We start from the raw sequence: 18,801 nt of genomic DNA, 5'->3' as shown, positions 1-18,801 counted from the left end.
CGTGCGGATCGCGCTCTTCGCGACCTGTCTGGCCGACACGCTCTACCCGCAGGCGGTGAAGGCGACCGTTCTGCTGCTGGAGCGGCTCGGGCACGAGGTGGTGTTCCCGTTCGAACAGACCTGCTGCGGGCAGATGCACATCAACACCGGCTACCAGAAGGACGCGCTCCCGCTGGTCCGGCAGTACGTGTCCACGTTCGACCCGTACGACGTGATCGTCGCGCCGTCCGGGTCGTGCGTCGGTTCGATCCGGCACCAGCACGAGATGGTGGCCCGGTCCCACGGGGAGGCCGGGCTGGCGTCCCGGGCCGCCGACGTGGGCGCCCGTACCTACGAGCTGTCCGAGCTGCTGATCGACGTGCTGAAGGTGGAGGACGTGGGTGCGTACTATCCGCACCGGGTCACCTACCACCCGACCTGCCACTCGCTGCGGGTCGCGCGGGTCGGTGACAAGCCGTTGCGCCTGCTCCGGCAGGTGCGCGGCATCGACCTGGTCGAGCTGCCCGGCGCCGAGCAGTGCTGCGGGTTCGGCGGCACGTTCTCGCTGAAGAACGCCGCGACGTCCACGGCGATGCTCGCCGACAAGATGTCGAACGTGGTCTCCACCGGCGCCGACGTGTGTACGGCCGGCGACGCGTCCTGCCTGATGCACATCGGCGGCGGCCTGAGCCGGTTGCGGACCGGGGTGCGGACCGTACACCTGGCAGAGATCCTAGCTTCCACGGAGATCTCATGACATTTCTGGGAATGCCCGCTTTTGCTCCGCGCGGGGTCGGCCATCTGCGGGGCGACGAGCCGTTCCCGGCCGCCGCGCGGACCGCTCTCGGCAACTCGCAGATGCGGCGCAACCTGCGGCACGCCACCACCACGATCCGCGGCAAGTCCGGCCGGGTCATCGCCGAGCTGCCCGATTGGCAGGACCTGCGCTCCGCCGGTTCGGCGATCAAGGCCGACGTGATGTCCCGGCTCCCCGAACTGCTGGAGGAGCTGGAGACCCGGGTGACCACGGCGGGCGGCACGGTGCACTGGGCCGCCGACGCCAACGAGGCCAACGAGATCGTCACCCGGCTGGTCCGGGAGACCGGCTCGGACCGGGTCATCAAGGTCAAATCGATGGCCACCCAGGAGATCGCCCTCAACGAGGCCCTGGAGGCGGCCGGGATCACCCCGGTCGAGACCGACCTGGCCGAACTCATCGTGCAACTGGGCGAGGACAAGCCCAGCCACATCCTGGTACCCGCCATCCACCGCAATCGCTCGGAGATCCGGGAGATCTTCCTGCGCGCCATGCCCGGGGTGGACCCGTCACTGACCGACGACCCGCCGGTGCTGGCCGCCGCGGCTCGTCGCTATCTGCGTGAGACGTTCCTGTCCACCCGGGTCGCGGTGAGCGGGGCCAACTTCGCGATCGCCGAGACCGGCACCCTCGCCGTCGTCGAGTCGGAGGGCAACGGGCGGATGTGCCTGACCCTGCCGGACACCCTGATCACCGTGATGGGCATCGAGAAGATCCTGCCCACGTGGCGTGACCTGGAAGTCTTCCTGCAACTGCTGCCGCGCGCGTCCACCGGCGAACGGATGAACCCGTACACGACGATGTGGACCGGCGTGACCCCCGGCGACGGGCCGCAGAACTTCCACCTGGTCCTGCTGGACAACGGCCGCAGCGCGGTCCTGGCCGACGAGGTGGGACGCCAGGCCCTGCACTGCATCCGCTGCTCGGCGTGCCTCAACGTGTGCCCGGTGTACGAGCGGACCGGCGGGCACGCGTACGGCTCGGTGTACCCCGGCCCGATCGGCGCGATCCTCTCCCCGCAGCTGACCGGGATCGAGGACAACGCGTCACTGCCCTACGCCTCCACGCTGTGCGGCGCGTGTTTCGACGCCTGCCCCGTGAAGATCGACATTCCGTCGATCCTGGTGCACCTGCGGAACCAGGCACCCCACCCGCGGGCCGAGCGGGCGGTGATGGCCACGGCCTCCCGGGTGATGCAGAACCCCCGCTTGTACGCCCGCGCGCAACGGGCCGCCAAACTGGCCCGCATCGTGGGCCGCCGCGGCCGGGGACTGCCACCGCCGTTCTCGGGGTGGACGGCGGGCCGCGACCTGCCCGAGTTCCCCGACCAGACCTTCCGCGATTGGTGGGCCGCCCGATGAGCTCGCGAGACCTGATCCTCGGGCGGGTGCGGGCGGCGCTGCGGGACGCGCCACCGGCCGTCGCGCCGGTGCCCCGCGACTACCGCCGGGAGTTCCCGGCCGCGGACCTGGAGATCCTGGTGGACCGGTTGGTCGACTACAAGGCCGAGGTCTACCGGGTTCCCCCGTCGGAGGTGGCGGCGACCGTCACCGCCATCACGTCCCGGGCCGCCGCCGCCTCTGCGCCCGCGTCCTCCGCGGCCGGGAACGATGCCGCCGTCTCGCGGGACGCCGCGGTGCTCGTACCCCCGGGGCTGCCGGAAGCGTGGCGACCAGCCGGCGCCTTCCCCGACGACGGCCTCGCGCCCGACCGGATAGCCGCCGCCGACGCGGTCCTCACCGCCGCCGCCGTGGCCGTGGCCGAAACCGGCACGATCGTGCTGGACGCCTCACCGGACCAGGGCCGGCGCATCATCACCCTGCTGCCCGACGTGCACATCATCGTGCTGCGACCCTCCCAGGTGGTGGCGTCCGTCCCGGAGGCGGTCGCCCGGCTCACCCCCGGCCGCCCGCTCACCTGGATCAGCGGCCCCTCCGCGACCAGCGACATCGAACTCAACCGCGTCGAGGGCGTCCACGGCCCCCGCCACCTGCACGTCATCCTTCTCGAAGGCGATGACGGCGATTGATATGATCATGCGATGGGGGCGGCGGGAATCTACTTCAGCTCCAGTGACGACACCATCGAGCATGAGATCACCGACCGGGCGTTCGACGACAGTCTGGTCTTCAACCTGCTGTTCGAGCCGTCGCTGACCGTCACCGACGTCTTCTTCTTCAACAACCGGCACCTCATCCGGCACATCGAGCAGGGCGGCGACGACGGGCTCTTCCTCCGGGCCGTCGGCGCCGGCCGGATCGTGCCCGCCTTCCGGTACGCGAGCGACCACTCGTTCCGCGACGCACTCGCGTCGATCGTGTCGACCGACCGGGCACGCGACATCCAGGAGGAGAAGTACACCACCACCAGCCCGCCCGTGCTCGCCATGCGACTCGACGAGGCATACCGGCGTAACGGGAACCCGGCGCGCCGGGTCTGGCCGGACGACATGGGGACACTCTTCGGCGTGGAGATCGAGCGCGTGCTGCGCGACGACGAACCCCGCGTCGACGAGGCCCTGGCCGCGCGGTGGCACGACATCCGGCGGTGGCGCCACGAGTCCACCGGCCTGTCCCGGGCCGCGACCGCCCGCCTCGGCGGCACCGGGGTACGCCGCCACGAGATGTGGAACGCCGTCGGCCGCAGCGAGGGCTGGCTCGACGACGGACACTCGTTCGCCCTGCCGTCCGACCTGGTCGACGCGGCACACCGGGCCGGCGGACCAGAGCTGCGGGCGAACGCGCAGCTCTTCGTCGACGCCGTCAACATCACCTACGAGCGGTTCCAGGCACATCACTTCGGCGCCCGGCACAACATCCCGTCGGCCCTGATGGCGAACGCCGAGGTGGTGGTCGGGAACCTCGACGTGCCGACGGCCGCGCCCGCCGCCGGCTTCTCGATGGACCTGCGCCTGCCGGAGACCGGGGCGCTCCTGGCCGCGGGCGGCGCCGACCTGCTCGCCGTCGCGGCGGAGAAAGGCGGCGAATACTTCCGGCGCCGCGACGAGTGGAGCGCCTACCCCAGCGCCCGGACCGAGGAACAACTGCGGGCGGCCGTCACCGCGTACGCCGACGACCTGCTGACCTGGTCGCGCGGCCGGCAGCGGCCCGCCCGGTTCTCGACGTTCCTGCACCGGATCAACCCGATCACCGCCCACGTCGCCGGTGGGGTGGGCACCATCGCCGGCAACGCGCTGGGCCTGCCCCCGGAGTACGCCATCGTCAGCGGCCTGGTGACGGCAACCGCCACCCACGGGCTGACCACGGCGTTCGAGATCCTCGGCGGCCGCCGCCGGCGGGTCTCCACCGGAGCGCGGACCCTGACCGTCGAACGGACCCTGCCGCGCTGAACCGGCTCAGACGCCGACGGTCAGGGTGGCGACGAAACCGGCGGACACCGAGCCGGTGATCGACGGGGTCTCGGTGGTCCAGCCGTCCTTGAAGACGTTGTCGGTCTTCAGGCTGATCTGGGCGAGGTTGCGCTTGCTGCTGGCGTACGCGTCGGTGGCGTAGACCTTCGACGCCGCGTCGGCCGGGATCGCGATCTGCGAGGTGCGGAGCTTGTTCTTGTAGGTGGTCGCCTTCGCCACGCTCGGGTAGACCTCGAAGTGGATGTGCGGCCACCGCCCGGCGTAACAGCCCGGGAAGATGCTGCGGAAGGTGAGCCAGCCGGTCTTCGCGGTGGCCTGGACCCCGCGCAGGTAGTTCGCGTCGGTCATGCCCTCGGAGTACATCGAGTAGTTGCCGTCCCGGTCGCAGTGCCACAGATAGACGGCCAGCCCGGACCGCGCCTTCCCGGTCTTGGCCGTCACCAGCTTCAGCTTGATCGTCAGCGGTACGCCGGCAGCGCTCCCCGTCACCGACCCGAAGTTCGTCCGGATGTCGCTGCGCACGATCCCGGTGTCGTCGAGAACGTTGAGGCTGTTGCTGTTGGAGCCGTCCGCCGGGTACGGGCCGGACGTCTCCTCCGGGATCGCCTTGATCGACGCCGCGGCCGGCCCCGCCAGCCCCAGGGCGGCGATCGTCCCGCCGGCGAGCCCGAGCAGCCCGCGCCGCCGCAGCAGCGGAAGGTCGTGCGCCAGTCCCAGATCATGCCCGTGCGGTTCGTGGTCCACGGCGTTTCTCCTGGTCAAATGAGGTGTCGCAGAAGATCCTGTCGCACCCACGGGGGAAATGCGTCGCGGTCGGTGAAAACGGTGTGTGAAGGTGACGGGATGCCTCAGCCTGTACTGCGCACCGAGCGGCTCCTCATGGTTCCGCTCGCCGACCGGCACTTCGAGCTGGAGGTGGAGCTCGACGGTGACGCCGAGGTGCTGCGCTACCTGTTCGGGCGGGCCCGGACGCGGGACGAGGTCACCGTGGCGCACGCGCGGCGGGTGGCGGCCGCCGGGCGGGTCGACGGGCTCGGCTTCTGGATGGCGTTCCGGGACGACGAGGACGGCGAGTTCGTCGGGCTGATGATGCTGCCACCGGCGGACGGCCCGCGCACCGCCGAGCTGGGTTACCGGCTGATGCGGCGGGCCTGGCGTCAGGGCCTGGCCAGCGAGGCGTCGCGGGAACTGCTGCGGTACGCGTTCGAGGAGGCAGGCCAGGAGCGGGTGGTCGCCCAGACGATGGCGGTCAACGTGGGCTCGCGGGGCGTGATGGCGAAGGTCGGCCTGCGCCACATCCGCACCTTCCACGAACACTTCGAGGACCCACTGCCGGGCACCGAGCAGGGCGAGGTCGAGTACGCGATCACCCGGGCGGAGTGGGCCGCCGCATTGCATTGATGAAAGGCTCTGGGTTGTCCGTTGTGAACAGCGTGTCTATGCTCGTGCCACCTAGCCTCCGGTCAACGGTGCCGTGGGGCGGCGAGGGGCAGGGGCATGCCGCGTGCGCGGACGGAGAGGCGACTGCCGTGGCCCGGATGCAGTAGCCCGCAATGCCGGGGTGTGCGGCTGACGGACTCGGACAAGTGTGCAGTTCATGCCGGCCCCTCCGCAGTGGCGGAGTTCGTGGCGAAGGCGCGGCGCGACGGTGCGGTCGATCTGCGGGGCACACGCGTGACGCGGTCGCTCCTGAGCCGGTTGACAGGCGACGAGCCTGCCGTCTTCCATCGGTTCGCCGCCGACGGAGCGATCTTTCTGAATGACGTGGACTTCTCCGGGTGCCGTTTCGACGGCGAGGTTACTTTCGATGAGACGACATTCCGGGGCGGTGTCCGTTTCGATGGGGCGATGTTCGAGACGCCCGCGCGTTTCCAGCGAGTCCGGTTCACCCGGCGGGCGATGTTTACCAAGACCAGGTTCGTCGACGAGGGCCGTTTCACCGGTTCTCGGTTCGCGAGCAGCACGACATTCGACGAAGCGGTGTTCGGGCAGTCATTGTGGCTGGAGCGTTGCGTGGTGGGCGGGAACCTGTCGATGATGGGGGCGTCCGTCGACCGGCTGGCCCGGTTCGACGCGACAGTTGTCGCCGGTAGAAGCCGTTTCGCTCGGGCGGCCTTTCGTGGCGACGCCTCCTTCGAGGGCTGTTCGTTCCGATCCGGTGCCGACTTCGGTCGGTGTGCTTTCGGCGGCATTACCCTTTTCACGGAGGCGGAATTCGGTGCGGAGGCATCCTTCGGCGGTGCCGAGTTCGCCCGCGAGTTGCGGGCCACCCGCGCGCGGTTCCGGTCGGAACTGACTACCGATGAGGCCCAGTTCACCGGTTCGGTTTGGCTCGACGGACTGGACTGTGCCGGTCCGGCGAGGTTCGACGGTTGTTGCTTCCGTGGTCAGTGCTATCTCGACGCATCGACGTTCCGGGGTGGGCTCTGGTTCTCGCGGGCCGAGTTCGCCGAGGCCACCGATCTCGGACCGGTGGACACCGGCCCGGTTCTGACTCTGAGTCACGCGGTCGTGCAGCGACGGATGCGGCTCCAGGTCTCTACCGGCCGTCTCGTCGCGGTGGGGGCGCGTTTTGCCGAGGGGATATCCATCAGTCTCGATGCGGGTGCGATGGTGTTCGACGGCGCGGTGTTCGCCGGGCCCTCGACGCTCGCCGCTCTCACGGCCGATGTCGCGAACCCGGTGGGGCCGGGAATCCATTCGTTGCGCCGCGTCGACGTCAGTAACCTCACCATTGTCGATCTTGATATCGCCGGTTGTCTTTTCGCCGCCGCGCACAATCTCGACAAGATCAAAATCGAGGGGGTGCGGGCGTTCAGCTCCTCGCCTGCATCGCCGGCGATCCGAGTCCGCGGACACCGGATTCCGGTTCTGCCGCTGTGGACAAGGCGGCGGGTGCTCGCCGAGGAGCGTTCCTGGCGTGCGTCGGCTGCCCGCCGGTCACCAGCCTTGGTGCGACGGCGGTGGAGCACGGCTGTGACGGCTGTTCCGGGCTGGGTCACCGAACAGACTGGGAACGCCGTCGAGATTCTGTCCGCCGATCGCCTCGCCACCATGTACCGGGCGTTGAGGAAGTCGTTCGAGGACGCTAAGAACGAGCCCGGCGCGGCGGACTTCTACTACGGCGAGATGGAGATGCGCCGCAGGGCGGAGACGACGCCCTTGGCGGACCGCGTCATCCTGTACCTGTACTGGTTGATCTCTGGGTACGGCCTACACGCTTGGCGTGCCTTTGCGGGTCTGCTCGGAGTCCTCCTGGTGCATGGCGTCCTCTTCGCCCGCTACGGCCTCGTCGCTGATCCGGGTGTGGAACCGAACTATGTGAAAGGCCTGCTGTTCACCATCGACGCGTTGGTCTTCACCCCGGACCGGAACGTCGCGCTGACCACGACTGGTGCCGTCCTGCGGTTGACCGTCCGGCTCCTCGGCCCGTTGCTGCTGGGGCTCGGCCTGCTGGCCGTACGCAATCGAGTCAAACGCTAGTCGCCGACCTTGCGGCTCGTGTCGACGCCACCGGTGTGTACGGCCACGATCCGGCTCCCGGCCGGAAAATGGCCTTGTTTCACCAGGTCGAAGATTCCGTACATCATCTTGCCGGTGTAGACGAAGTCCAGGGGGATGCCGTGTCGCTTTCGGAAGCCGGCGATGAAGGCGTCGAGTTCCGCGGTGTGCTTCGCGAAGCCACCGAAGTGGTAGTCGAGCAGAACCGACCAGTTACCAGGATCGGGCGTGCCGCAGGTAGAGAGCAGGGCGCGAACATCGTCGTAGAGGAAGGTGCCGCCCTTGAGGGAGCTGACGCCCAGAACCTGTGCGCGGCCCTGGAGCCCGGTGATGATCCCGGCGAGTGTCCCGCCGGTGCCCATGGGGCAGACGATGTGATCGAACTCCGTGTCCAACTCGTCGACGAGTTCTGCGACGCCCCGGATCGCATGGCAGTTCGAACCGCCTTCCGGCAGCAGGTGAAAGTCGCCGTACCGTTCGCGGAGGGGTGCGAGCACCTCCGGTGCGTACTTGTCGCGGTAGCTGGGCCGGTCGAGATAGGTGATCTCCATGCCGCAGTCGACGGCGTGCCGCAGCACGTCGTTCAGCGGCAGGTGTTCCTCGCCGCGGATGACGCCGATCATGCGGAAGCCGAAAATCTTTCCGGCGGAGGCGGCGGCATAGATGTGGTTGGAGTAGGCGCCGCCGAAGGTGAGAATAGAATGCGCCCCGGCGTTCCGGGCGGCGGCGATGTTGTATTTCAGCTTCCGCCATTTGTTTCCGGGAATGGTGGGGTGAATGAGGTCGTCCCTTTTCATGAAGAGCTGGACCTGCCGTTCGGCGAGAATCGGATCCGATATCTCGTGCAGCGGCGTCGGTGTCATCGGCTCCTGCATGTCACGAGCGTAGTGCTTCCCGCAATGACTGCACATGCCGGCTGTGCGGGGCACGCAGATTCAGTGTCCGATGGAGAGCGCGGACGCGGCCCAGAGCTGCATCGGCGTCGACCGCGCGGGCGAGGAGAACGGCCCGGACCGCTTCCTCCGCTGCCGCGTCCAGGTCGCCGCCATGGGCGAGTGCCTCGGCGAGCCCGCCGCGGAGGAACGGTAGTTCACGGATGTCCTCCTGGCCCGCCGCGACGATCGCCTGTTGAAATGCGGGAACGGCGAGCCGAGGCAACTCCAGCGAGCGGAGGGCCTCCGATTCCCAGCTCTTGACGAACCCCTCGTCGTCGTTCCACCACACCCATTCGGGTCGTGGGCTGTGCGAACCGGCGGCCATGAGGGACTCTCGGGCGATGTCCAGCGCGCGGAAGGCGCTGCTCGCACGAACCGGTCCGGCGGCGGTCTCCTGCCGGGAGTAGGCGAGTGCGCGATGAACCTCCAGGCGGGCCCGGCCGTACGGCGAGAGCCGTCGGGCGTCGATGCGTTCCAGGGCTTCCAATGCTGCGGCCGGGTCCTTCAGCGAGAGATGGGTGCGGCTGATCCGGGTCAGCGCGTGCGCACGGAGGTCTTGGTCATTGACCTCGCGTGCCAGCCGGGCGGCCCGTTTGCCCCACTCGAGACTCTGGCGGTCGTCGCCGTTGTCGGCGTGCGCGTTGGCGGCGAGCCAGGCCGTCTCGGAGGCCATCTGACCGATTGGCACGCGGAACGTCCGCGGTGTGCCGCCGAGCAGCCCGCTGAGGAGCCCGGCGTGTGACTCCAGCCGGTCGACAAGCGGTTCGACGACCTCGGTGGACTCATCGCGGAGACTGCGGGTGCGCCGGCGGAGGAGATCGACGGCATCGGCGTCGATCCTGATGGGAATCTCGGGGGATCCGGAGCGATCGATCATGAGCGTGCCACCTGCGAGCAGCATCATCAGAACGGAACGTCGGGCGACCATCAGACCGCCCGGACGATCGTCGGCCGGCCTGTTCGCCAGTTTAGCCGCCTCTGTCGATATTGCTCATGATCGCGATGGTGGCGGGGTAGCCGATGTCCCGTCGGCCGGTCGATGAGGCGCATCACTGCCATCCTCCCCGCTCGCCGATCAGCAGAATAGAATCGCGAGAACAGGTCGATGAATACCTATGCGGATGTTAATGCAGGCCGCTTCGTCGGACCAAGAGGAGACGGTTTCGAGGGGACTTCGGTCCCTCTCTCGGAGGCCTGTCGTTGGCATCTTCATGCGGGTCGCTTCGGTGGAGCGTGAGCCATCACCGGTCTGCCCGGCGAGTCCGCGGACCCCGGATGCCGTAGCGTCGCGGGGTGGCGACCAAGAGGACCCTGAGCCGGGCGGCGATCGTGAGTGCCGGGCGGGAGCTCGCCGAGCAGGGTGGTGTCGAGGCCGTCACCATGCGCCGGGTGGCCGGGCTGCGCGGGTGTTCGCCGATGGCGTTGTACCGGCACGTCGACGACTGGGACGAGTTGCCTCGGTTACGGCGCGAACAGCCTGCGGCAGGCCCGGGCCGCGGCCGCCCGCGTCAGTGCGGTCCTCGGCCCGGCCGCGGGGTGCGCCATGCCGGCGCCGACAGGTGCCCGAACCCGATCAGGTCGCCGTCGACCGGCAGGACTGGTTTGTAGAAAAAGTGTCACACCCGTGGTGGGTGTGCCCACACCCACCACGGGTGTACGACCGCCGACGGTAGTCATGCCCGAGACCTCCGCGAGTGGAATCCCCGGGCAGACCCGGCCCCACCCGCAGTGCATGCGGCACCACGGTCACCGGACGTCGGTCAGCTCCTGCGAGAGGGACGTCATCACGCCGGTGATGGCGCCCGCGTGGTGGTGCAGGCCGCGGATCAGTTCGCCGGAGTCGTCCGGGTCCAGCAGCGCCCGGTCCTCGAGGTCGGCGCACATCGCCGCGAAGTGGTTCGCCCCCAGGGTCGCCGACGAGCCCTTCAGGCCGTGGGCGAGGCGGGCCAGGTTGCGGGTGTCGCCGTGGATCGCGGCGTCCTCCATCTTGTGCAGGAGCACCGGCAGCCGGTCGGCGAAGTTCGACAGGAGTTCGGCGACCCGGTGCCGGTCGTCGTCGCGGTCGCCGGTGATGGCGTCCACGCAGGCGCGGATGTTGTCGGACTCCGCGTCGTCCGGGCCGGGCTGCGGTCCGTCCCCGGCGAGCAGCACGTCGGAGTGGGCCGCCGCCTCGGCCAGCACCGCGTCCAGTTCCTTCTCCAGGTCCGCTTTCGGCAGGAGCCCGGCCATGCCGGCCCGGTCCGCGGCGGTCCGGTCGGCGGTCTGGGCGTTCGCGGTCAGCGCCACGATCCGCGGTGCCCCGTGCGGCGGCGGGTCGGCCCGGATCAGGCGGGTGGCGGTCAGCCCGTCCAGCACCGGCATCTGCACATCCATCAACACCAGGTCATATCGGGTACGCCGGATGGCCGCCACCGCGGTCTCCCCGTCACCGGCCGTCTCCACCCGGTGGCCGCGCTGCTCCAGCAGCAGCCGGGCCACCTGCTGGTCCACCGGGTTGTCCTCGGCGACCAGCACGAGCAGCGACCGGGCCGGCGACACCGCGACCGCAGGTTCCGGCTCCGGTACGGCCCCCGCCGCGGTGCCGAGGCGCAGCGTGACCGAGAACGTCGACCCGTGTCCGGGCTGGCTGTCCACCGTGATCCCGCCGTCCATCGCCGCGGCCAGCCGCCGGGCCACCGCCAGGCTGAGCGACGCCCCGTTGCTGAACGGCACGAACAGCCGGTCCAGCCGGTCGGCCGGGATGCCGATGCCGGTGTCCCGGACGGCGAACCGGATCGCCACCCGCCCGGTCTGGGCGCAGGCCAGGTCCGGTGCCGCCGACACCGCCACGGTCACCGCGCCGTGTTCGGTGTAGGTGACCGCGTTGCCGAGCAGCCCGGCCAGGATCTGCCGGATCCGGTTCTCGTCGCCGACGACCGTCTCCGGGCAGTCGTCGGTCAGGTGGCTGGACAGGTGCAGGCCCTTGCCGGCGGCGTCCGGTGCGACCCGGTTCATCGCCTCCTGCACGCACCGGCGCAGGGCGAACGGCTTCGTGTCGAGGGTGAGGTCGCCGGCGTCGACGCGGGCGAGGTCCAGCACGTCGTCAACGGTCGCGAGCAGGGAACCGCCGCTGGCGTGCACGGTCTCGACCAGTTCCCGCTGGCGTTCGTCCAGATCCGTGCCGAGCAGCAGGCCGGTCATTCCGATCATGGCGTTCATCGGGGTACGGATCTGCTGGTCCAGCGTCGCCAGGAACGCCGCCTCGGCCGCTCTCGCCACGGCGGTCTCGTCGTGGGCGGCCCGCAGTTCGGCCGCCGACGCGTGCAGCGCCAAAGCCACCTGTGCGATCTCCCGTGGTTCGTGCTCGTGACCGGAGGCCGTGCCGGGCGTCTCTTCGGTGAGGGTGGTGACCGGGTCGGCGATCCGGGAACCGGTGAACCAGGCGCAGACCCCGGTCACCCCGGCGGCCATCAGGACCACGGCCAGGAGCAGTCGGTGGTCGCCCGGTGAGCTGTCCGCGACCAGGGCCACGGTGATCAGGGCGAGGAATGTGATCAGGTACCCGGCGGCGAGCATCCGGCTCACGGTCCACCGTGAGAGCCGGCGATCGGCGTTCGGATCATACGGATCCGGCATGACATTTACTGTATGTAGTGATCAAGGGGGTTGGGGTGACTTCGGTGCTTGTCGTGGACGACGATCCGACGATCCTGCAGATCGTCGAGACGGTGCTGCGCTCCGGTGGTCTGGACGTCGCCACCCGCACCTGCGGTCGCGACGGTCTGCGGGCCGCCCACGAGCAGCCGCCCGACTGTGCGGTCCTGGACGTGACGATGCCGGACATGACCGGTCTCGAGGTGTGCCGGGCGCTGCGCGACGACGCCGAGACCGCGAACATCCCGATCATCCTGCTCACCGGGCGGGGCCAGTGGCTGGACGTGGCGTCCGGATTCGACGCGGGCGCCGACGACTACCTGGTCAAGCCGTTCACCGCGCAGGACCTGCTGACCCGGGTCGCGGCCCTCACCGCCCGGGGACATCAGGCCCGCAGCTAGACGGCCGTCGCGCGGGGGAGGCGGACCATCAGGTACGGCGTACCCCCGAAGGTCTCGACCCTGACCTCACCGCCGTGCCGGCCCACCACCGCTCGCGCCAGCATCAGAGCGGTCGCGTTCCCGCCCGGCCCGCCCGCCGTGAACAGCTGGTCGGCGGGCAGATGGCTGGGCAGCCGCAACCCCACACACCATTGGTGGCCGTCGGCCGTGGCGTCGACGCGGGGCTCACCGCCGAGGGCCCGCGCCGCGCTCAGCAGCCGCCGGAACACCTGGACGAGCCGGGTCCGGTCGCCGGTCACCTCGCCGGCGCCGGGCCGGGTGTCCACCGGCACTCCCGCCTCGGTGGCCACCTCGATCAGCATGGTCGGCAGGTCGAACGGGGCGTCGGCCATCTCCGTCGCCCCGCATTCGATGCTGCTGATCGTGGCGATCTCGGTGGCGGCGTGTTCGATGCGGCGCAGGTTGCGGGAGATGGTCGGCAGCGCGTCGTTGACCATCGGGTCGGCGGTGCGTTCCGGCAGCAGCCCGACCATCGCCATCGCCGCGGCCAGCGGGGTGCGCAGTTCGTGCAGCAGCGCGCTGACCAGTTCGGTCTTGGTCGCGGCCAGTTCGGCCAGGGCCCGGTTGTGTTCGCGCATCCGGTGCCGGACCTGCACCTCCGCGGTCAGGTCGGTGATCACGGCGGCGACCAGCCGGGGACCGCCGGACGGCAGCAGATGCCAGCGTCCCTCGATCACCCGGTCGCCGGGCAGCGCGTGCCGGTGCCGGTGGCCGTGCGCGGCGTGCCGCCCGGTCCAGAAGTCCGGGGCGTTGCGCAGCGCCTCCCGGTCGGCGATCTCGTCGATCCGCAGGCCGGCCAGCTCGTCCGGCATCGCCCCGAAGAGTTGCAGGAACGCCGGGTTGGCGGTGACCACCACGTCGTCGGCGGCGATCAGCACCCCGCACTCGACGTGCTGCACGAGGGCCTCGACCACCGGGGGGAGCTGTGCCGAAACGCTCTGCACGGAGGGCTCCCTGCGAATCGAGGTCCGATGAGGCGGTAAACCGTCACAATCTAGGATCATGAGCAAGCTAACCGGGCGAAACCGTCGTTACCGGCACTGGCGCGGGATCGGTGTCGTGATCGTCGCACTGGGCGCCGTTGCGGGCGGTATCACCTGGGCGCTCGCCGACGAGGAGACCGCCGCACCGGCCACCGTCGTGATCGCGGCCGTGGACCGGGGCGAGGTCACGCTCGACGTGGCCACCACTGGCACCGTACAGCCGGCCACCACCCGCAACCTGACGTTCGCCGTCTCCGGCACCGTCGACGCCGTCGACGTGCGTCCCGGGAACACCGTCGACAAGGGTGACACGCTCGCCGCGATCGAGGACACCGACGCGGTCACCGCCGTCAGCGACGCCGAGGAGAAACTCGCCGACGCCCGCGACCGGCTCACCCAGGCCCGCCGGTCCGCCGCGAAGACCACCAAGAACGCCGATTCCTGTGTACGCGTGACCGCCCGTCCCGCGATCTCCGCCGCCCCCACGCCCTGTGTCACGCAGGGCTACCCGGACACCGGGGCCGACCAGGTCCTCACCGCCGAACAGGCGGTCAACAACGCCGAACGCGCCGTCGACCGGGCCGAGGACGCCCTGGACGGCACCGTGATCACCGCGCCGATCGCCGGTACCGTCCTCGCCGTGGCCGGCGGCGTCGGCGACCAGGCCGAGGCCGGCACCACGTTCGTCAGCCTCGCCGGCACCGCCACCATGCAGGTCGAGGCCGACTTCCCGGAGGCCGACGCGGGTGCCCTGACCAGTGGGCAGACCGCCACCGTGACCCTCGCCGACGCCGCCGGCCTGACCGCCACGGTCGTCCAGGTCGACCCGGTCGGCACCTCGGACGGCACCCTGGTCCGCTACGGCGTGGTGCTGGCCTTCACCGACGCCCCGGCGGACCTGCTGATCGGCCAGAGCGCCCAGGTCCGGGTCCGCACCGGGCAGGCCGACGACGTGCTGCGGGTGCCGTCCACCGCCGTCCACGACATCAGCGACGGCGCCGGCACGGTCCTGCTGCGCTCCGGCACGACCTCCGAGGAACGGTCGGTGACCGTCGGCCTGCGCGGTGACCAGTACACCGAGATAACCGGCGGACTGGACGAGGGCGCTCAGGTCGTACGTTCCTGGTGATTTCCGGATCACCACACCATCAACCGGTCTTTCTCGGCATGATGAGGCGGTGAAAGCGCTCCGACGACCCAGTACGGCCATCAACGCCCTCCTGGTGCTGCTGCTCGTCGGCGCCGCCGTCTGGGGCTGGAGCCTGCTGCGCGACACCGGCTCCGGCACCCGGGCCAGCGCCGGCACCCGCACCCTCACCGTCACCCAGGGCGAGGTGACCCGGACGGTCACCGCCGACGGCGCGGTGGCCAGCGCCGCGACCGCGACGGCCACCTTCACCACCGCCGGCACGGTCACCACCATCAAGGTCAAAGTCGGGCAGACCGTCGCCACCGGTGAACTGCTGGCCCGGGTCGATCCGGCGAGCGCCCAGCGCGACCTGTCCCTGGCCCGGGCCGACCTGGACGCCGCCGAGGACGCCCTCGACCGGGCCGAGGACGCCGGCACCGACACGAGCAGCGCCACCAACGCGGTCACCCAGGCCGAACTGCAGGTCGAGGCGGCGCAGGCCGCGGTCACCGGCACGCGGCTCGCCGCGCCGATGTCCGGCACCGTGGTCGCGATCAACGGGACGGTCGGCGGCTCGTCCTCGGCGTCGTCGTCCCAGTCCGGCACCTCCGGCTCGTCCGGCTCGTCCGGCTCGTCCACCTCGTCGGGCGGGTTCGTCGACCTGGCCGACCTGACGAGACTGCAGATCACCGCCGCGTTCTCCGAGGCCGACGCCACCCAGCTCGACGAGGGCCAGACCGCCACCGTCACCTGGAACGCCCTGCAGAACGCCACCGCCACCGGCACCGTCACCGCCATCGACCCGACCGCGACGAGCAGCAACAACGTCGTCACGTACGGGGTGACGATCAGCCTGCCGAACCCGCCGGAGGGCGCCAGGCCGGGGCAGACCGTCAGCGTCGCCGTGGTCACCGGCACCGTCACCGACGCGGTCGCGGTCAACGCGGCGGCGGTCACCACGACCGGCAACCGGCACTCGGTGACCGTGCTCGACGCGGCCGGCGGGCAGCAGACCCGGGCGGTGCAGGTCGGGTTGCAGGGCGACGACGCGTACCAGATCATCTCCGGTCTGACCGCCGGCGAGAAGGTGGTCATCCCGACCGGAACCACCGGCACCACCACCACCTCCGGCGGCGGCGCTGGCGGGTTCGGTGGCGGCGGGCTCAGCGGCGGTGGCGGTGCCCCGCCCGGAGGCGGCACCGGACCGGGCGGGCGTTGACCGATGCCCGGCAGCCGGCCGGTCCTCGACGTGCGGGACGTGACCAAGGTGTACGGGGAGGGCGACACCCTGGTCCGCGCCCTCGACGGCGTGACCCTGCGGGTGGACCGCGCGGACTACGTGGCGATCATGGGTTCGTCCGGGTCCGGCAAGTCGACCCTGATGAACATCCTCGGCTGCCTGGACGTGCCGAGCACCGGGGCGTACCTGATCGACGGGGTGGACGTCGGCTCCCTGTCGGACAGCCAGCTCGCCCTGGTCCGCAACCGGCTGATCGGGTTCGTGTTCCAGGCGTTCAACCTGATACCCCGGACCAGCGCGGTCGCCAACGTGGAGCTGCCGTTGGCGTACTCCGGCATCCGTTCCGCCGAACGGCGCCGCCGGGCGATGTTCGCCCTCGACCTGGTGGGCCTCGCCGACCGGGCCGGCCACCAGCCCAACCAGCTCTCCGGCGGCCAGCAGCAGCGTGTCGCGGTGGCCCGCGCCCTGGTCACCGAACCGGCCCTGCTGCTCGCCGACGAACCCACCGGAAACCTGGACAGCCACGCCACCGAGGAGGTGCTCGCCGTGTTCGAAGACCTCAACGCGGCCGGCCGCACCATCGTGCTGATCACCCACGAGGACGAGGTGGGCGCCCGCGCCGACCGGCTGATCACCCTCTTCGACGGCCGGATCGTCTCATGAGCCCGTGGGAGATCCTCCGGTTCGCGCTGCGCGGCATCGGCGCCAACAAGCTGCGGTCGTCGCTGACCATGCTCGGCATCCTGATCGGCGTGGCCGCGGTGATCCTGCTGGTCGCCGTCGGCAACGGCTCCGCCAAGGCGATCAGCGACCGCATCGAGGCGCTCGGCACGAACACGCTGACCGTGATGAGCACCAGCCGGGGCAGCGGCGGCCTGACCATGGCCGTCGCCGGCGCCCTCGACGACCCCGTGCTCGCCCCCGACGTGGCCTCGGTGTCCCCGGTGGTCAGCACCTCGGCCACCCTCACCTACGACGGCAGCGACCACGAGGTCAGCGCGTTCGTCGGCACCACCCCGGACTGGTTCACCGCCTCCAACTTCGGCGTTGGCTCCGGCAGTGCGTTCACCGCCGACGACGAGGCCCAGGCCCGCCGGGTCACCGTGATCGGGCAGACCGTCGCCGAGGAACTGTTCCCCGGCATCGACCCGGTCGGCGTCCAGGTCACCATCGGCGGGGCACTGTTCACCGTGGTCGGCGTCCTCGAGGAGAAGAGCTCGTCGGGATTCCAGGACGCCAACGACACCGCCGTCGCCCCGATCAGCGCGGTCCGGCAGGTCATCGCCGGGTACGGCGCGCTCAGCTCGATCCTGGTCGAGGCCCGCGGCTCCGGCATGGTCGACACCGCCCAGTCCGAGATCACCACCATCCTCGACCGGAAACTGCCGGCCGGCAGCTCCGGCACCGCGGCGTACCGCATCCAGAACGCGTCCCAGCTCCTCGAGACGCAGACCGAGACCGCCGACACGTTCACCACGCTGCTCGGCGCGGTCGCCGCCATCAGCCTCCTGGTCGGCGGCATCGGCATCACCAACATCATGCTGGTCACCGTCACCGAACGAACCCGCGAGATCGGCATCCGCAAAGCCCTCGGCGCGCCCCGCCGGGTGATCCTGACCCAGTTCCTGATCGAGGCCACCCTGCTCAGCGTCATCGGCGGTGGCCTGGGCGTCGCCGCCGCCGTCCTCGGCAGCCGGTTCGAGATCGTCGGCGTCCGACCGGTGATCGTGCCCAGCTCGGTCGTGCTCGCCCTGGGCGTCTCCATCCTGATCGGGCTCTTCTTCGGTGGCCTGCCCGCCGCCCGCGCCGCCCGGCTGCGGCCCATCGACGCGCTGCGCTACGAGTGAGGAACCTCCGTTGCCTGAATCCCGTACCGACGACAAGACCGAGGTACTCGACCCGCCGCCCGCTCTCGACGACCTGACCGACGCGCTCGCCGCGGCCGCGCCCCGCCGCTGGTGGAACCGGACCACCCTGGCGCTGGTCGCCGCGGTCCTGCTGGTCGGAGGCTTCCTCGGCGGCGTCCTGGCACACACCCGCTGGGGCGGTGCCACCACCACGTCGTCGGCCTCGCCGCCCGGCCGGGGCTTCTCGATGGGCCCGCAGCCCGGCCCCTCGGTGGCCGTCTCCGGCGCATCGGGGACGTCCGGGACGGTCAAGCTGGTCGACGGGACGACCCTCTACCTGCAAACCGATCAAGGACAGACCGTCATCGTACGGACGAACGACACGACCACCGTCCGTACCAGCCGGATCGGGACGCTCGCCGAACTCGTCGCCGGCCAGGCGGTGACCGTCGACGGCGCGGCCGACGCCTCCGGAGCGGTCACCGCCACCACCGTCACCGGCTTCTCCTGACCCCGCTGTCTTTTTCTCATCGAATGGGGCGAGAAAACGCAGGTAGCCGTCCGTCCGGCCGATCTGACCCACTGTGCGGGGCGACAGGCGCCCCGACGGACGCGGGGAGAGCACCGACATGACGACCTCCATCAGCAGCGTCTCGGCTGGCGGGTATACGGCCACGTACCAACCGGCACAGCCGAAGAACGACCCGATGATGAAGGTTGCCGAAACACTCGGCCTGAGCAGCGCGGAGTTGAAGGACGAGCTCGGCACCGGTAAGACGCTCAACGACATCGCCACCGAACGGGGCGTGTCCCACGACGACCTGATAGCAGCGATCGAACAGGGCCTGCCGGCCACCGCGGCCGCCGGCGCCGCCGAGAAGATCGCCTCGAGCGACGGCGCCACCC

General features: G+C 70.4%; 19 protein-coding genes. 14 read left to right on the top strand and 5 right to left on the bottom strand.

Annotation, left to right across the window (positions count from 1 at the left end; translation table 11 throughout):
* Position 1 precedes the first annotated feature (1 nt).
* From WH85_RS33750 to WH85_RS33735, 4 genes are read left to right on the top strand one after another with little or no spacing between them, the layout of a single operon-like run.
* Positions 2-736, top strand: a complete 735-nt coding sequence (locus tag WH85_RS33750) for a (Fe-S)-binding protein (RefSeq protein ID WP_045746143.1) — start codon at positions 2-4, stop codon at positions 734-736.
* A complete protein-coding gene (locus WH85_RS33745; protein ID WP_045746142.1) occupies positions 733-2,157 on the top strand; it encodes a LutB/LldF family L-lactate oxidation iron-sulfur protein in 1,425 nt (474 codons plus the stop codon). Before WH85_RS33750 ends, WH85_RS33745 begins: the two co-directional genes overlap by 4 nt.
* Positions 2,154-2,825, top strand: coding sequence for a LutC/YkgG family protein (locus WH85_RS33740; RefSeq protein WP_045746170.1), 672 nt, complete (start codon positions 2,154-2,156; stop codon positions 2,823-2,825). The genes WH85_RS33745 and WH85_RS33740 overlap by 4 nt, the downstream gene beginning before the upstream one ends.
* 12 nt (positions 2,826-2,837) lie before the next feature.
* Positions 2,838-4,145: a hypothetical protein gene (locus WH85_RS33735; RefSeq protein ID WP_045746141.1), complete on the top strand. Its 1,308-nt coding sequence runs from the start codon at positions 2,838-2,840 to the stop codon at positions 4,143-4,145.
* Positions 4,146-4,151: 6 nt separating this feature from the next.
* On the opposite strand, the gene WH85_RS33730 is transcribed toward WH85_RS33735, so the two are convergent.
* A complete protein-coding gene (locus WH85_RS33730; RefSeq protein WP_052720996.1) occupies positions 4,152-4,910 on the bottom strand; it encodes a dioxygenase family protein in 759 nt (252 codons plus the stop codon).
* A 99-nt stretch (positions 4,911-5,009) separates the two neighbouring features.
* Here WH85_RS33730 and WH85_RS33725 point away from each other — a divergent pair, with 99 nt between their 5' ends.
* Both WH85_RS33725 and WH85_RS47645 read left to right on the top strand, forming a co-directional pair.
* The gene (locus WH85_RS33725; protein ID WP_045746139.1) at positions 5,010-5,567 is read left to right on the top strand and encodes a GNAT family N-acetyltransferase; all 558 of its coding nucleotides are present in this window, start codon (positions 5,010-5,012) and stop codon (positions 5,565-5,567) included.
* Between the two features lie 213 nt (positions 5,568-5,780).
* A complete protein-coding gene (locus tag WH85_RS47645; protein ID WP_052720995.1) occupies positions 5,781-7,649 on the top strand; it encodes a pentapeptide repeat-containing protein in 1,869 nt (622 codons plus the stop codon).
* Here the strand turns inward: WH85_RS47645 and WH85_RS33715 are convergent.
* Positions 7,646-8,542 (bottom strand): 1-aminocyclopropane-1-carboxylate deaminase/D-cysteine desulfhydrase, encoded by an 897-nt coding sequence (locus WH85_RS33715; protein ID WP_045746138.1) that lies wholly within the window; start codon positions 8,540-8,542, stop codon positions 7,646-7,648. The two genes, WH85_RS47645 and WH85_RS33715, sit on opposite strands and share 4 nt — an antisense overlap.
* A 1-nt stretch (position 8,543) precedes the next feature.
* Positions 8,544-9,530, bottom strand: a complete 987-nt coding sequence (locus tag WH85_RS33710; protein ID WP_045746137.1) for an NsdA family TPR-like regulatory protein — start codon at positions 9,528-9,530, stop codon at positions 8,544-8,546.
* 365 nt (positions 9,531-9,895) lie between these two features.
* Here WH85_RS33710 and WH85_RS49225 point away from each other — a divergent pair, with 365 nt between their 5' ends.
* Entirely contained in the window at positions 9,896-10,210 is a 315-nt protein-coding gene (locus WH85_RS49225; RefSeq protein WP_083449450.1) for a TetR/AcrR family transcriptional regulator, read from the top strand.
* 138 nt (positions 10,211-10,348) lie between these two features.
* On the opposite strand, the gene WH85_RS33705 is transcribed toward WH85_RS49225, so the two are convergent.
* On the bottom strand, positions 10,349-12,217 hold the full coding sequence (locus tag WH85_RS33705) for an ATP-binding protein (RefSeq protein WP_052720994.1): 1,869 nt from the start codon (positions 12,215-12,217) through the stop codon (positions 10,349-10,351).
* Positions 12,218-12,252: 35 nt separating this feature from the next.
* On the opposite strand from WH85_RS33705, the gene WH85_RS33700 reads away from it, so the two are divergent.
* A complete protein-coding gene (locus tag WH85_RS33700; protein ID WP_045746136.1) occupies positions 12,253-12,636 on the top strand; it encodes a response regulator transcription factor in 384 nt (127 codons plus the stop codon).
* Here WH85_RS33700 and WH85_RS33695 read toward each other — a convergent pair.
* Positions 12,633-13,640 carry a sensor histidine kinase gene (locus tag WH85_RS33695; protein WP_169792519.1) on the bottom strand — a complete coding sequence of 336 codons (1,008 nt, stop codon included), beginning with the start codon at positions 13,638-13,640 and terminating at the stop codon, positions 12,633-12,635. The two genes, WH85_RS33700 and WH85_RS33695, sit on opposite strands and share 4 nt — an antisense overlap.
* Before the next feature lie 58 nt (positions 13,641-13,698).
* On the opposite strand from WH85_RS33695, the gene WH85_RS33690 reads away from it, so the two are divergent.
* The 6 genes from WH85_RS33690 to WH85_RS33665 all read left to right on the top strand — a co-directional run.
* Positions 13,699-14,808, top strand: a complete 1,110-nt coding sequence (locus tag WH85_RS33690; RefSeq protein WP_045746135.1) for an efflux RND transporter periplasmic adaptor subunit — start codon at positions 13,699-13,701, stop codon at positions 14,806-14,808.
* Between the two features lie 49 nt (positions 14,809-14,857).
* A complete protein-coding gene (locus WH85_RS33685; protein WP_045746134.1) occupies positions 14,858-16,027 on the top strand; it encodes an efflux RND transporter periplasmic adaptor subunit in 1,170 nt (389 codons plus the stop codon).
* A 3-nt stretch (positions 16,028-16,030) separates the two neighbouring features.
* Positions 16,031-16,711 (top strand): ABC transporter ATP-binding protein, encoded by a 681-nt coding sequence (locus WH85_RS33680; RefSeq protein WP_045746133.1) that lies wholly within the window; start codon positions 16,031-16,033, stop codon positions 16,709-16,711.
* Positions 16,708-17,895: an ABC transporter permease gene (locus WH85_RS33675; RefSeq protein WP_045746132.1), complete on the top strand. Its 1,188-nt coding sequence runs from the start codon at positions 16,708-16,710 to the stop codon at positions 17,893-17,895. Before WH85_RS33680 ends, WH85_RS33675 begins: the two co-directional genes overlap by 4 nt.
* A gap of 10 nt (positions 17,896-17,905) precedes the next feature.
* Positions 17,906-18,406 (top strand): hypothetical protein, encoded by a 501-nt coding sequence (locus WH85_RS33670; protein WP_045746131.1) that lies wholly within the window; start codon positions 17,906-17,908, stop codon positions 18,404-18,406.
* A gap of 118 nt (positions 18,407-18,524) precedes the next feature.
* Positions 18,525-18,801 (top strand): hypothetical protein (locus tag WH85_RS33665; protein WP_211275528.1); only part of this gene is annotated, 277 nt, incomplete at its 3' end.

The organism is Actinoplanes rectilineatus (assembly GCF_000962825.1).
GTDB lineage: Bacteria > Actinomycetota > Actinomycetes > Mycobacteriales > Micromonosporaceae > Actinoplanes > Actinoplanes rectilineatus.
This window is presented reverse-complemented; position numbering and strand designations above follow the sequence as displayed.

Excerpts from the sequence above, each read along its gene's own strand:
- WH85_RS33725 (WP_045746139.1), top strand. The coding sequence starts at position 5,010 with ATGCCTCAGCCTGTACTGCGCACCGAGCGGCTCCTCATGGTTCCGCTC.
- WH85_RS33710 (WP_045746137.1), bottom strand. The coding sequence starts at position 9,530 with ATGGTCGCCCGACGTTCCGTTCTGATGATGCTGCTCGCAGGTGGCACG.
- WH85_RS33675 (WP_045746132.1), top strand. The coding sequence starts at position 16,708 with ATGAGCCCGTGGGAGATCCTCCGGTTCGCGCTGCGCGGCATCGGCGCC.
- WH85_RS33715 (WP_045746138.1), bottom strand. The coding sequence starts at position 8,542 with ATGCAGGAGCCGATGACACCGACGCCGCTGCACGAGATATCGGATCCG.
- WH85_RS33680 (WP_045746133.1), top strand. The coding sequence starts at position 16,031 with ATGCCCGGCAGCCGGCCGGTCCTCGACGTGCGGGACGTGACCAAGGTG.
- WH85_RS33690 (WP_045746135.1), top strand. The coding sequence starts at position 13,699 with ATGAGCAAGCTAACCGGGCGAAACCGTCGTTACCGGCACTGGCGCGGG.
- WH85_RS33735 (WP_045746141.1), top strand. The coding sequence starts at position 2,838 with ATGGGGGCGGCGGGAATCTACTTCAGCTCCAGTGACGACACCATCGAG.
- WH85_RS33740 (WP_045746170.1), top strand. The coding sequence starts at position 2,154 with ATGAGCTCGCGAGACCTGATCCTCGGGCGGGTGCGGGCGGCGCTGCGG.
- WH85_RS33705 (WP_052720994.1), bottom strand. The coding sequence starts at position 12,217 with ATGCCGGATCCGTATGATCCGAACGCCGATCGCCGGCTCTCACGGTGG.
- WH85_RS33745 (WP_045746142.1), top strand. The coding sequence starts at position 733 with ATGACATTTCTGGGAATGCCCGCTTTTGCTCCGCGCGGGGTCGGCCAT.